The 12,761-nt window shown below is 65.1% G+C and carries 16 protein-coding genes; 11 read left to right on the forward strand and 5 right to left on the reverse strand.

The annotated features are described in order from the left end of the window. Nucleotides 1–5 precede the first annotated feature (5 nt). Nucleotides 6–281 (reverse strand): SHOCT domain-containing protein, encoded by a 276-nt coding sequence (locus HMI57_RS04435; RefSeq protein WP_171584740.1) that lies wholly within the window; start codon nt 279–281, stop codon nt 6–8. Nucleotides 282–320: 39 nt separating this feature from the next. Next, nucleotides 321–749, reverse strand: coding sequence for a DUF6325 family protein (locus HMI57_RS04440; protein WP_171584741.1), 429 nt, complete (start codon nt 747–749; stop codon nt 321–323). A gap of 273 nt (nt 750–1,022) precedes the next feature. On the opposite strand from HMI57_RS04440, the gene HMI57_RS19005 reads away from it, so the two are divergent. The 4 genes from HMI57_RS19005 to HMI57_RS04460 all read left to right on the forward strand — a co-directional run bounded on the left by HMI57_RS19005 (nt 1,023) and on the right by HMI57_RS04460 (nt 5,729). Beyond that, nucleotides 1,023–3,701, forward strand: coding sequence for a LuxR C-terminal-related transcriptional regulator (locus tag HMI57_RS19005; protein WP_171584742.1), 2,679 nt, complete (start codon nt 1,023–1,025; stop codon nt 3,699–3,701). Between the two features lie 29 nt (nt 3,702–3,730). Continuing rightward, nucleotides 3,731–4,159, forward strand: coding sequence for a PLD nuclease N-terminal domain-containing protein (locus HMI57_RS04450; protein ID WP_171584743.1), 429 nt, complete (start codon nt 3,731–3,733; stop codon nt 4,157–4,159). Next, complete coding sequence (locus HMI57_RS19480) at nt 4,156–4,725, forward strand: two pore domain potassium channel family protein (RefSeq protein WP_171584744.1); 570 nt, start codon at nt 4,156–4,158, stop codon at nt 4,723–4,725. Before HMI57_RS04450 ends, HMI57_RS19480 begins: the two co-directional genes overlap by 4 nt. Before the next feature lie 158 nt (nt 4,726–4,883). Beyond that, on the forward strand, nt 4,884–5,729 hold the full coding sequence (locus HMI57_RS04460) for a hypothetical protein (protein ID WP_171584745.1): 846 nt from the start codon (nt 4,884–4,886) through the stop codon (nt 5,727–5,729). A 1-nt stretch (nt 5,730) separates the two neighbouring features. Here the strand turns inward: HMI57_RS04460 and HMI57_RS04465 are convergent, their stop codons facing one another. After that, nucleotides 5,731–6,534, reverse strand: a complete 804-nt coding sequence (locus HMI57_RS04465) for an MBL fold metallo-hydrolase (protein WP_171584746.1) — start codon at nt 6,532–6,534, stop codon at nt 5,731–5,733. A gap of 52 nt (nt 6,535–6,586) precedes the next feature. On the opposite strand from HMI57_RS04465, the gene HMI57_RS04470 reads away from it, so the two are divergent. The 4 genes from HMI57_RS04470 to HMI57_RS04485 all read left to right on the forward strand — a co-directional run bounded on the left by HMI57_RS04470 (nt 6,587) and on the right by HMI57_RS04485 (nt 8,141). Next, the gene (locus HMI57_RS04470) at nt 6,587–7,228 is read left to right on the forward strand and encodes an NUDIX hydrolase (RefSeq protein WP_171584747.1); all 642 of its coding nucleotides are present in this window, start codon (nt 6,587–6,589) and stop codon (nt 7,226–7,228) included. A 106-nt stretch (nt 7,229–7,334) separates the two neighbouring features. Beyond that, complete coding sequence (locus HMI57_RS04475) at nt 7,335–7,589, forward strand: hypothetical protein (protein ID WP_171584748.1); 255 nt, start codon at nt 7,335–7,337, stop codon at nt 7,587–7,589. Next, nucleotides 7,586–7,885 (forward strand): hypothetical protein, encoded by a 300-nt coding sequence (locus tag HMI57_RS04480; protein ID WP_171584749.1) that lies wholly within the window; start codon nt 7,586–7,588, stop codon nt 7,883–7,885. Before HMI57_RS04475 ends, HMI57_RS04480 begins: the two co-directional genes overlap by 4 nt. Next, nucleotides 7,878–8,141, forward strand: a complete 264-nt coding sequence (locus HMI57_RS04485) for a hypothetical protein (protein WP_171584750.1) — start codon at nt 7,878–7,880, stop codon at nt 8,139–8,141. The genes HMI57_RS04480 and HMI57_RS04485 overlap by 8 nt, the downstream gene beginning before the upstream one ends. Before the next feature lie 41 nt (nt 8,142–8,182). Here HMI57_RS04485 and HMI57_RS04490 read toward each other — a convergent pair whose 3' ends face one another. Both HMI57_RS04490 and HMI57_RS04495 read right to left on the reverse strand, forming a co-directional pair. Beyond that, nucleotides 8,183–8,968 (reverse strand): hypothetical protein, encoded by a 786-nt coding sequence (locus HMI57_RS04490; RefSeq protein WP_171584751.1) that lies wholly within the window; start codon nt 8,966–8,968, stop codon nt 8,183–8,185. Further along, nucleotides 8,965–9,504, reverse strand: a complete 540-nt coding sequence (locus HMI57_RS04495) for a sigma-70 family RNA polymerase sigma factor (protein ID WP_171584752.1) — start codon at nt 9,502–9,504, stop codon at nt 8,965–8,967. The genes HMI57_RS04490 and HMI57_RS04495 overlap by 4 nt, the downstream gene beginning before the upstream one ends. 179 nt (nt 9,505–9,683) lie before the next feature. Between HMI57_RS04495 and HMI57_RS04500 the strand changes: the two genes are divergently transcribed. From HMI57_RS04500 to HMI57_RS04510, 3 genes are all read left to right on the forward strand, one after another. Continuing rightward, complete coding sequence (locus tag HMI57_RS04500; protein WP_171584753.1) at nt 9,684–10,394, forward strand: CHRD domain-containing protein; 711 nt, start codon at nt 9,684–9,686, stop codon at nt 10,392–10,394. A 192-nt stretch (nt 10,395–10,586) separates the two neighbouring features. Next, entirely contained in the window at nt 10,587–11,762 is a 1,176-nt protein-coding gene (locus HMI57_RS04505) for a DUF2092 domain-containing protein (protein ID WP_171584754.1), read from the forward strand. Further along, entirely contained in the window at nt 11,759–12,739 is a 981-nt protein-coding gene (locus HMI57_RS04510; protein WP_171584755.1) for an ATP-binding cassette domain-containing protein, read from the forward strand. Before HMI57_RS04505 ends, HMI57_RS04510 begins: the two co-directional genes overlap by 4 nt. Nucleotides 12,740–12,761 lie beyond the last annotated feature (22 nt).

Raw genomic sequence — 12,761 nt, forward strand, 5'->3', positions numbered from 1 at the left:
ACCCGTCAGGCCAGCAATCTGGACTTGGCAGCGGCAAACTCCTCAGGGGTCAACACGCCGCTGCTATGCAGCTGGGCGAGCCTCGCCAGCTGGTCAGCCAATTGGTCAGCGCCCGCATGCGGGCGGGGCGGGCCCGTCGCTGCAGCGGATTCCCGCGACCGGTCGTGCGCCCGACGGCTGGCTTCCGCCGTCGGGCCCTGCGCCTGCCCCGTCACTGACGGATCAGCCGTTGGCACGACGGCCCCGAGGAGTCCTGGTCTGCCCTGCCTACCGAATGGCATTGTCTGCCACCTCTCATCAGCCGTGAAGCCGGCTACGCGTCAGCTCGCCGCCACACCGTCAGCCTGGAATGCTTCAACGACGGTTTCGTGTGGAATGCGGACATGCAGGACCGTCACCCCTCCTGAATTCCGGACATCCTCCGTCAGGCGCCGCGCCCACCGGTGCTCAAGCGTGACCAGGACCGCCGACTCGTTCGCCCCCACCGACTCAGCAGCGACAGCGATATCCGTTTCGCTCAACAGGGTGATTGGTCGAGGGTCTACCACCAGCCGGGACCAAGCATCCGGCAGGTCGTCGCCCAGATCGCGAACACTGAGGATTCCCTGCGGATCCCGGGCCAGGGTCACCACATCCAGGAGGGCCACCGCGCCGGACTCGACGGCCTCGTTCAGGGAATAGGCAACACTTTGGTCAATCTCGGGGCTCGGGAAGGTGCAGATGAGTACTTCGACTGGGCCGACTCGCATCAGGGTTCCCTCTCCACGGCCACACTGGATTCGATCCCATTTTCCTTATCTTTAGGGGCTGACTAAATCACCCGGTATGGGTGATCTGCTCAGATTAGTTGTGCGGGCACAGTTACTTCAGGATCGGAAATTCCGGTTGGGCAACGTGTTTATTGAAAAAACGCTCTTGTGCTTGGCGCAAGGAACTCCCACGATTGATATCAACGGACGGGTTCTGCTGCAGGGGACGCGTTAGACCGCCCGCGAGGTCGTCGTGTAAGGACTGGGAAATCCATGGTCACATATGGAGCAGTTGCAGCAGCGAAAGTCAGGGTGCCCGCCCCGGACCGGTTTGCGCTGCACCGGCCCCGATTGGAGCGGGATCTGGATCCACTGCTGCAAGGAGATGCCCGTGCGGCACTGCTGACTGCCGGGACTGGATTCGGCAAGACCACCCTTGCAGCCCAGTGGGCGTCGCGCGGCAGCGCAAGCGGTCAGACCATAGCCTGGCTCACCATCGATCCCGACGACGACCAGCCACCCCGGTTCTGGTCCCTGATGTTGGCGGCCCTCGAAGAAGCCACTCCGGCGCTCGGGGTGGGACAGCTCCGCCACTATCCGGTCCCGGAGTCGGCTGGCGAGAACGCCTTCATCGACGGTGTGATCACTACGATCGCAGCGGCAGGCGAACCGATTGTCTTCGTCATCGACGACTGTCACCGACTTCAGGATCGCGGTGTGCTCCAGGATCTGGACTATTTCCTCCTTCGTTCGCCCCCAAACCTGCGGTTCATGCTGCTGGGACGGTCATTGCCGAACCTCGCAGCCCTCTACCAGCTGAACCTTGAGGACTCGTCGATCAAAGTGACCTGCGCTTCACTCGCCTTTACCCGGCGGGAACTCGTTCGTTTCATCAATGGATCGCCGCTCGACGTGGACCGGGTGCTTGAGCTCACCGAGGGGTGGCCCGCCGCGGTCCGGTTGGCGAAACGACAGCCAGCGGCGCTCAGCCGCCAGGATCCACCCAACACACTGTCCGATCCCCTGTTCGCGCAATTGATGCAACCGCTCTTCGATTCCTACCCTCCCGACCTGCAGGAACTGCTGCTCACCGTGTCGATCCTCGAGGATTTCAGCGCTGAGGACGTCACCCACGCTGTGGGACGCCCCGACGGCACGAGAGTGATCGCGCGTCTGCGTGCGGAGACCGGACTGGTGCTAGAAGTCAGCGGTCAGCCCGGAGGTCCAGACCGGTACCGTCTCCACCGCCTGCTACAGCGATTCCTCACCGTTCAGGCAGCAGCCCATCCCCAGGGCGTTCTTGCTGCGGCCCATTCCCGCCTGGCGGCCTGGCTACCCGGGCAGGAACGCCACGCGGAAGCTCTCGCGCATGCGGCCAACACCAACGATCCCCGGGTTGTGCAACAAACCCTCGCGGCCAGCGGCCTGGCCCTGCTCTGGAGCGGTGACACCGCCCAGATCCTCGAACTGGCCGACCAGCCCCACAGTCGTCAGCTGGATGAGCTGGGGCTCCTGTTGAGCGCAATCGCCGTCCTGGACGGAGACCCGTCGGTTGCGGCCAACTGCCTCGACCTACTCCGACGCCATGGCACCCCGAACCAGCTGCCCGGCACGTTCGCCACGCTCGCGACCGGGCTCCAGGGCCAGGTGCTGCTGTCCCAAGGCCGGTTCTTCGAGGCAGTCGAGCTGCTGGAAGCGTTTGGCGCGCATCCACCCCATGATGATCTTGACCTGTTTCTGACGAACATCCTGGGTGCGGCGCTCGTTGGCGTCGGCCGTTTCGACGAGGCGCTATCCCTCTCCGGCCAGGGAACGCGGGTGGCGCACGACCTGGGAAACATGCGGGCCCTGGTTGACGCACGTTCGGTTGCTGCGGCCGTCCACGCGGCGCGGGAAAACTTCGGTATGGCACGGATGGAGGCAGCATGGGCCATCCGCCATGGTGACGAGGCGGCGCTTCGCTATCGGCCCAGTCTCCGGCCGGCCCATCTCATTGCGGCGTGGTGCGCCTACCATGCCCTGGATGACGGATCAGCCCGGCTCCACAACGCGTACGTCCGGCGTGCGGACTCGGCCGCCCCCGTCATCGCCCAGTCCACCTCGAAGTTGGCACTCATTCTTGAGTTCCTCAGCGGCGAGCATCGCCACGACGCCGCGGCAGCCCTGCTGGACCGCGTGCGTTTCGACCTGGTGCACACTGCACTCCCCCAGGACGTCGCCATCTGCTCCCTGCAGACCGCCTCAATGCTGCTGCAGTTGAGGCACGGCGATGCACTCGAAACGCTCAAATCCGAGCTTCGCCAGCAACAGGGTGTCAGCGGCGAGCTACACACCATTTCTGCGTGGGAGCTCCTCGCGGCCGGCCACCTCACCGCCGCACGGAAACTCCTCACGGCGGTCACCTCCGGTTACGTCGAAAGCCAAAGCCGCTGCACGGTACTCACGGCCTGGGCTTTAACCTGCCGGATCGCCCTGGACGAGGAGCGTGCCTATCAGACCCGTGCAGCACTCAGCGAGGCTCTTCGACTGGGAGCTGATTACGGGATGCTGCGGGCTTTCGCTTTCGCCGGGCCCGAAGTGCGCGCGGCAGTTGTTCGTGAACAGGGCTACTTCCCGGCGTATGGTCAGGCGATTGCGCGGATCGCGCGTTTCCAGGCCAGTACACCCAGCGCGTTCTGCCCGCCGCTTACGCACCGCGAACTGGACCTGTTGACGCTGCTGCCCACCTTCGCGACCGTCGACGAGATCGCTGAACGTCTGCTCATCTCCACCAATACCGTCAAGACCCACGTCCGCGGGATCTACCGCAAGCTCGGTGCGACGTCCCGCAGGGAAGCCATCGCTATCGCTCAAGATTTGGGTCTGCTACCCCCACCGGCGCCAGCGCCCATCAGCTCAACGGCGTCCCTCGATGGATCGCTCCACCTTCTCAACCACCGCTACGGTAACTGACCATTTTCCACATCTCAGGAGGCCAAACAATGAGCATCAATTTCTGGGACTTTTTCTGGGCGACCCTGGTCTTCTTCCTGCTCGTGTCCTATCTGTCGCTGCTGTTCTTCGTGCTCGCTGACATCATCAGAAACCGTGAGATGGGCCGGTGGGTGAAGTTCGTCTGGATTCTGCTCCTTGTCTTCCTTCCCTTCCTCACCGCCCTGGCGTACCTGATTGCCCACGGTCAGGCGATGACACTGCGGGCGGAGGCGCTGAACGAGATGTCCCGGGCGCAGGTCGCCGGATCGGTGAGCAACGAGGAGGCAACAGCGGTGAACCAGCTCAAGACTGCCAAAACCCTGCTGGATGAGCGGGCTATCACCCAGACCGAGTTCCAGCGTCTGAAGGAAAGCATCCTGCAGAACTTGCCCTTCAGCTCTGGGCGGTCCTCCGAATCGGGTCCCCTGCCTCAGTGACAGCTTCCGGGCAACGACGAACCAGCCAGCCGACACCCTTTCAGGACCTCGACCAGCGACGGCGGCGGGAAGTGGTGCTCCTGGCCGCAGTCCGCGGAGCTGCAACCATTACCGCCATTCTGGGGGTGTACTTCCTGGTGCCGGTCACGGGCTTCAGCAACGGCATGCCGATCGCGGCCTGGGTGCGATTGATCGCGATCGTCCTCATCTTCGGCGTCGCCATGGTGCTTCAGGTCCAGTTGATCATCACTGCACATGTGCCCCAGGTGCGTGCGGCGGAAGCCGTCGTCGTGAGCGTGGTCCTTTTCCTCTGCCTCTTCTCATTGCTCTACGCGTCGATCGCCGTGACCGATCCGGCGTCGTTCAGTGAAGAACTTGACCGGGTGGACGCCCTGTATTTCACCACCGCCACCTTCGCGACGGTCGGTTTCGGTGATGTTGTCCCGGCGAGCAGTCTCGCCCGCGTAGCTGTCACCATCCAGATGATCGGTGGGCTGGGGCTGCTGGTGATGATCGCCAAAGTGGTGTTCTATGCGGCGCGGCAAGGACTGAGCAGAAGACCCTAGCCCCAGTTGTTATGGACCTTTCCGCGCGTCTGCAGGTGGCCGGAGGTGCAGTACCGTATCGTAAAATCGATGCTTAGCGGTTTCTCATGTCTGTCTCATCCAGCTTTATTACGCTGGCAATGGCGCAACACAGCGTATTACAGGAGCGGAAGGAAGCTATGAGTAGTTCCTTGGACAGGGCTGAACCCCTCGAGATGGATGAACCGGCTGCCAGAGACGTCTCTGCCAGCACCGTCCCGACGGCAAACACGTCGCTGGACAATGAGTGGGTCCGCATCCGGCTCATCAAATCGGTGCTGATCCTCGCCATTCCCGTGGCCCTCCTGAGTTTCCTCAGCGGCGTGCTCTGGCTCGCCATCCACCGGTCGACCCCCGAGAACTTCGACCGGATCCATTTTTGGTTCTACTTCTTCGATGTGGGCAGGGAAATCAACGTGCCCACCTGGTTCAGTGCCGGGCTCTGGATCCTTACCGGGGTGGTGGCTGGGTACTTCGCGCGGAAGGCGTCGAGATTCCGGAAGTCCTGGTGGCTGTTCGCCAGCGTCTGCGTCTTCTTCTCCCTCGACGAGACGCTCGAGCTCCACGAGCGGCTGGATCTGATCGGTGGACGCATCGCCCTGTTGCTGCCTTTCGAGGTGGGCTTCACCTGGGTGATTCCCGGGATCGCGATCGCCACGGTGCTGGTCCTTCTCCTGCTCCGACTCGTTCTGTCCCTTCCCCCGTCCGTCCGCAACGGCATCATTCTTGCCGGTGCCACTTTCGTCACCGGCGCTGTTGTTGTCGAAACCCTTGGCGGCTACTGGTTGGACGCGAACGGCATGACCTGGCACTTCTTCCTCATGGTGCTTGTCGAGGAAACGCTGGAAATGGCCGGGGTGGCGCTGTGCCTCGCCTCCCTGCTGCACCTGCTGGAGTACCGACGGGTGGACGGAGGCACCGCCTACCGCATGGCCGAACGCCTCCCCGATCAGCCGCGACGTCGGAAACGCGCTACCCGGGCGTGACCTAGCCCGCGGTCCGGAGGTAGTCCAGCTGGGCGGCAACCGAGGCCTCCGCAGCGCGCCGCACCGAGCGGTCGACGTCCGCATAGACCAAGTCGGTGACCTGCTGCACCGAGGCTTCAGCCCCGATTGCTGTCAGGGCGGCACGGACCTGGTCCAGCCGCTCCCGTCGGTGCAGTAGGTACGCCCGCGAGATCGCGGCAAGATCCGGGAGCATCGGCCCGTGGCCCGGAAGCACGGCGGCAGGGCCCAACCCGCCGAGCCGCTCCAGGGAGGCCAGATAGGGCCCAAGGCGGCCGTCGGGATAATCAATGATGGTGGTCCCCCGGCCCAGGATTGTGTCACCTGTCAGGATGGACCCGGCGTCGCCGTCGTCGGGAAGGACAAAACACACCGAGTCGGAGGTGTGCCCCGGAGTGGCAAGCACCCGGATGCGCACACCCGCGGCGAAGATCTCCTCGCCATCGACCAGCGGGGGCCCACCATGGCAGTGAGCGGGGTCCAGCGCCCGCACCGGCGCACCAGTCAGGTGATGGAAGCGGTCACTCGCCGCAGTGTGATCGGAGTGCCGGTGCGTGATCAGGACCAGCTCCACCGGACCGGTCCCGGCGAGCGCAGCGAGATGGTCATCGTCCAGCGGGCCCGGATCGACCACGACAGCGGGCCGCTCGGTCAGGTGATCTGCCGCTGGCGCCGCGATGAGATAGGAGTTGGTGCCCTCCAGACTCATGGGACCGGGGTTGGGTGCCAGCCGGTAGCGGGTCTGCGGACTGCTGGAAACCAGGCCGGGTGTTGTGGGGTTGGGCATGCGTCTACCCTAGTTCCTGCCCTTGGCTGCCCGGTCGGATAGAGTGCGCAGCATGAGCAGTTCGTCCCGCGGCACACCGACAGTTCCACGGCTGGCCGTCAGCGTCCTGATGGTGCGTGGGGAGGAGATCTTCATCCAGAACCGCTCCCACACCATGGATTTCGCCGCCGGTGCGGTGGTGTTTCCCGGCGGCAGGGTGGACGACGTCGACCGCGTCACCGCACAGTCCCTGCCCGCGCCGTCGTCGCTCCTGTCGGCCCATGCACGGTGCTGGGCGGAAACCAGTATCGCTGCCGGTCGGAACGCCGACCCCGCTGCCGGGGCGGGAGTGCTGTTGGCGGCAGCGGTCCGGGAGGTGCGGGAAGAGACCGGGGCTATTCTGTCCCCGCGGGACCTGACGCCCTGGGCCAACTGGATCACGCCCGCCAGTTACGGCAAACGTTTCGACACGTACTTCTACCTGACCGTGCTTGCGCCCACCCTGGCTCCCCAGCATCAGACCACTGAGGCGGATTCGTCCCACTGGTCCCCGGTGAGGAGCATTCTGGCGGGTGCTGCTGCGGGGACACTGGAGCTGATGCGGCCCACCGAAGCGCTGCTGCAGGAGTTGGCCGATCTCCCTGGGACCCTGCCACAGGCACTTGAACCGGTCCTGCGGGCACCCCGCCGCATTACGCCGGTGGGAACGCTCTAGGGGTCCACACGCAGGTACTTGTCTGCACTCTCCCCGATATTGGGGTGGAGGCAGTACTCTCTGAAGAAGGTCGCCGCCTGAGGTGGCGCGTTGATGGGGGAAATCAATGAACTGGATCCGCACACACCGGTGGTTCACGGCCGGACTAGGTGCCGCCGTCGTCGGACTGGCCCTGGTGATCACCGCCGCGGCGACTCAACCATCGCGGGAGTTTGGCTGGTTTGCCTATGCGCCCCTGGCTGATGCAGTGTTCCTGCCCGGCCCTACAGCGAGGGAAATGTTCGGTATCGGCCTGGCATCGTTGGGGCTGATCGTCATTACCGGATCGCTGGGATACCTTCGCGGCCGGCGGACGCAATGAACTCATTCACCATCCGTCCGGTGGCCGTGTGGCTCCTCGTCCTTTCGGCTGTGCTGATCCTCGGAGGGGTGTCACTGTTGCTCGGCACCTACCCGATCGCGCCGGTCTTCCCAACGACCCAAGATGGCGCGGTGAGCATCGCCTACTCGTCAGACCTGGTCCTCGCGGTCGACGGCGGATCGTGGGTTCCTGATCGGCGTGCCGTGTGGGGCGGGGTGCTGCTGGTCGGTGGACTGATGGTGAGTGCAACGGCCGCCGGGTGGCGGCTGGGACGGAAGGCCGCCGGCCATGAGTGAGGCAAAACGCCCCCGTATCAGTCAGCCTTTGATGGTCCTGCTGCTCGGTGTCGGGCTGGTAGTGGTGGGGACACTCATTGCGATAGTGCCTGGACTGATTCCGGCCGACACCACCTCCCTTGGTGACGGTTTCTCTACGTCCAGTGGAGGCGGGCTGGCCATCCGGCCGCTCGGTGTCGCGTTGCTCGCTGGCGGGATCGGCATCGGCGCGGCCGTGCTGGGCTATCTGTTCGGGTCACGACGCCGGACGACCTAGGTTCTGCCATCCCCCCTCGGAGCGGTGCGCACCAACGGGCGCTAGACGTCGGGGACGCTGGAGGACACCACGACGCTTCCTGACGCATCGCGGATCTGCAGTTGGGAAACGTCCTCCCGCATCAGGGCTGCGTTCATTCGGCAGGTAATGGTCTGTTCCGCTCCGAAGAACGTCCCCGAGGTCAGTTCCGTACCGTCTTCGCTGACCAGGATGACTTCGAAGATCTCGCCTTCGGCCAGACCATCAACCTCCAGAACCGTTTCGGTCCCCCAGGTATGGGCGACCAGTGCGGCGTCGAAGGAGGTCCCATCCGGAATCGTCGGGAAGGTGACTTCCTCGACAGCGCCGAGGGCCCCGGGCGGGCCCTCCGGGGGCGCCTGCAGCAGGGCGGAGACTGCTGAACCACCCAGCCCACCCAGAATGAGCAGTCCTGCTGCTGCGAGCCCGAGGAACGCCACCCGGGACCGGGGGGCACGGCGGCCGTTGGTGGGGCGAGTACCGCCAAGTCGCCGACCAGCAGGACGACTGCCAATCAGTTGAGGATCGGCGGTGGTCGATGGCCGAGTGGGCACCGCATGATCAGTGGAATCGCCGGAGGTGGCTGCGAAGACGCGACTGGCCAACCCGGGAGGGAGATCGGGCTCCTCCCAGTCGAGGCCGGATTGCGCGAGCCGGTCGGAAACCTCCTGCAGTGCACGGTATTCAGTGAGCATCCCGGGATCGGCAGCGCAGGCAAGATCAAACTCGCGTTGCTCCTCGCCACTGAGGTCACCGGCCAGGGCAGCGGCGATCAGGCGGTCGCGTCGACTCATTGGTTCTTCGGTCACTTCTCCTCCTCCTCTCCCAGAATCTCGCGGAGCGCTTTCAGTCCGTAGTACATCCGTGTGCGCAGCGTCCCTACCGGGACACCGCTGGTCTCGTGCAGTTGCTGATAGGTCATGCCATTGAGATGGACCGCCACAATGATGTCGCGGTGCTCGGGGCTCAACCTGGCCAGGCCGCCCGACAACACAATCCGGTCGTCAACTGTTTCCACCACTGCGACGGCGGGGGCATCGACTTCCATCAACTCATTCGTGGTGGGAGTGGGGCGGCGGGCCCGGGCTTTGATCTCGTCGATCACCACGTTGCGGGCGATCGCAAACAGCCAGGTCCGTTCCGACCCACGCTCGGAATGGTAGCGATCCCGCGCCCGCCATGCTCGCACGAACGTCTCCTGGACGCAGTCTTCGGCGATGGTCGAGTCGCGGGTGCTGTTGAGCGCGAATCCATAAATGGCCCGCGCATGCTCGGCGAACGCCTGGTGCACGTCGAAAACACCCGCAGATTGCCTGAACAGGCCGACCACCCTCTCTTCGCTCATCGTCCGAAGCGTCGCTTCCACCCGTTCACCCACCTCTACCTCGGAAGGGGGTACTGCTGTGAGGTGTCGGGCGTTCACCGGTAGCGCCAGAAAAGTTGTGATGAACGTTTGGCCGCAGTGGCGAGTATACCTTCGTACGTTGGCACCGACCCGCGGCGCCGCGCACCGAAAGGGACACCATGAAGACGACAAAGAAGGCACGATTTGCCGCTGTAGCGGGAGCGACCGGCGCGGTGGCGTTGCTGGCGGTTGCCGGCGCAGCACCAGCAGCGGCGGAAACTGTGGTCGACCGCCCCGACAGCTTCACCAGCTCGTACACGGTCGCGGCCACCCCTGATCAGGTAGTTGGACCCGACGGCGCGTTGGCACCCGGCGAACCCGGGGCGATGGGCACGTTCAACTTCATGATCAACTCCGATTCGGAGATCATCTGCTACGACATCACGCTCAACGGCGTGACCCCTCCCTACGAGAGCGGCGCGAAGACTGCCACCCACATCCACGAAGCGGTCGCCGGTGAGAGTGGACCCCCACGGCTCGCCTTCCCCAACCCGGAGGGTGATGGCGTCCTGACAAGCTCCGGCTGCCTCCAGGGCCCGTTCACCACCGGACTTGAGGGCGACGACGGCGTCGACACCGGGGAAGGGTTCTCCCTGAAGGAGATCGAGGCCAACCCCGCCGGATTCTCAGCGGATACCCACACCTCCACCTACGTTCCCGGTGCAGTCCGCGGTCAGCTGACCCTGCTGCCAGCCGGCGGTGCTGACACCGGCGTGGCGATGAGCCCTGCCGAGGAAACGGGCGCAACACTGCCCCTGACACTCGGTGCTGTTGGCGCCGTCGCGCTCGGTGCGGTCATGGTGGCACGGTCCCGCGCACGGACTGCCTAACCAGGCGCCGCCCAGGAATGGGTCGGTGTCCCGCGGGATGCTGGGGTCCTGCGGGGCGCCGCAGTCCCGCGGGGCACCGCGTCCGTGCTCCCCCCCCATGGGCTAATGGCATGGGGAAACTCAGATCGAATTCTCAGGAAATGGGAGTACCGTCCAGGTATACCCGCATGAGCTGAATCAGGGAGATGGACCATGAATCGTACCTGGCGAAACTGGGCACCGGCCGTCGCGATCACCGCCGTCGTCGGGGCGGGGGCTCTGGTTGTCCCGCTCACCGCGAACGCCGCAGTTGACCTCCCGGATCTGACTGCTGTCGAAGTCCTTGAACTGGCGACCAGCCATTCGGTTGACACTCTCTCCGGCACCATCGAGCAGACCTCCGATCTCGGGCTTCCCGATCTGTCCCTTCTGGGTGGGGCTGGCGGCAGCGCGAACGGAACCACGGGCGGCGCCAACGCTGCGCCCGGCGCCACATCCGACGCCGACACACCCTCAACCCCCGGGGCCTCAGTCCTGGAGCTGCTCACCGCCCCTCACACCGCCCGCGTCTACCTGGCGGGCCCGTCGCAGGCCCGCATTCAGGTGCTCGACGACATGGCCGAGCGAAATGTCATCCTCAATGGCACCGACCTCTGGTTCTACGACTCCGAAGACAACGCGGCGGTCCACGCCACGCTCCCTGACCGGACGCTCACCAGTGAGGACATCGATTATCTCGAAGGCCTTCCGGACGTTCCGACTCCGGACCAGCTGGCGGCGCAGTTCCTGGAGAAGGCGGACCCGACCACTGAGGTTTCGGTCGGACCCGACCGGTCGGTGGCAGGCCGTGCGGCATACCAGCTGATCCTGACACCCCGCGCTGATGACACCCTCATCGCCTCCATCACCGTCGATGTTGACGGCGACACCGGCCTTCCGCTGGCGGTCAGCGTCGCTGCGGCTGACAGTTCCGAGCCAGCGTTCAGCGTCGCCTACACCGATATCAGTTTTGACGCCCCACCTGCCGGGATCTTTGACTTCACCCCGCCCGCCGGGGCAACCGTCACCGAGGCGCCTGATCACGCCCGGGAGGGCGACCCCGGTACGGCGGAATCGCACGATGGGGATCCCTCGAACGACCCGGCGGAGAACTCTTCTAAGCCCACCGTCACCGGGACCGGCTGGGGGACAGTGCTGGAGTTCCCGGCAGGAGACTTCCCGGCGAACGCCGGCGAGCTAACCGGTATGATCGACCAGCTGAGCACTCCGGTGGAGGCCGGGCGCCTCCTGCAGACCCGCCTGCTGAACATCCTGCTTACCGACGACGGGAGGGTCCTGGTCGGGTCGGTTCCCGCCGACCGGCTCCAGGCAGTTGCCGACGGCGAGTGAGCGATCCAACCCTGCTGGAGGGTCCGGTCGTTCAGACCCGCGGGCTCACCAAGCGATTCGGTGGGCAGAACGTTCTGGACGGCATCGACCTCACCGTCCCACGAGGGTCAGTTTTCGGTTTCCTCGGACCCAATGGGTCGGGGAAAACCACCACCATCCGGATCCTGTTGGGGCTGGCCACCGCAACCTCGGGTGAGGTAGAGGTGCTGGGGCGCAGCATTCCCAAACACCTGCCCGAGGTTCTCCCCCGGGTAGGTGCGCTCGTGGAGGGCCCGGGCTTTTACCCGTTCCTGTCGGGGCGAGCCAACCTGCATCGTCTCGACGCAGCCGACCGCTTTGTCGATCCGTCGACCCGCCGCGCCCGGACCGACCGGGCCCTCGAACGGGTGGGGCTGTCGCAGGCGGCGGACAAAAAGGTGGGCGCGTATTCGCTGGGGATGAAGCAACGCCTGGGCATCGCCAATGCGCTCCTCACCCACCGGGATCTGATCGTGCTCGACGAACCCACCAATGGTCTTGACCCACAGGGCACCCGCGAGGTGCGCCACCTGGTGCACTCGCTGACCGCTGAGGGGACCACCGTCTTCGTATCGAGTCACCTGCTGGCGGAGGTGGAACAGATTTGCTCGCATGTGGCGGTCCTCCGAGCGGGACGGCTGGTCGCGCAGGGGTCGCTGAGTGAGCTGCGGGACGCCGGGCAGACCCGGGTGGAAGTGCTCACGCCCGACCCCGACGGCTGCCTCGCAGTCCTGACACGCCTGGGGTTGCTCCCACAACGGTCCACGCCGGTCCACTACACACCGCACGCGGGGATTGAAGCGGTCAGCGCACCGCTCCCGGACCAGATCGCGCCACACACCATCGTCGCCGCACTGGTTGCCGCCGGGGTCCGGGTAACCGGGTTCACCGTCGACCAGATGGGGCTCGAGGAACTCTTCGTGGCGCTGACCGGAGAGGGGTTCGACGTTGTCCAGTGACACGGGAGCGCGCAACGCCGAG

It is taken from the genome of Arthrobacter sp. 260, from assembly GCF_013116745.1.
Lineage (GTDB): Bacteria > Actinomycetota > Actinomycetes > Actinomycetales > Micrococcaceae > Arthrobacter_D.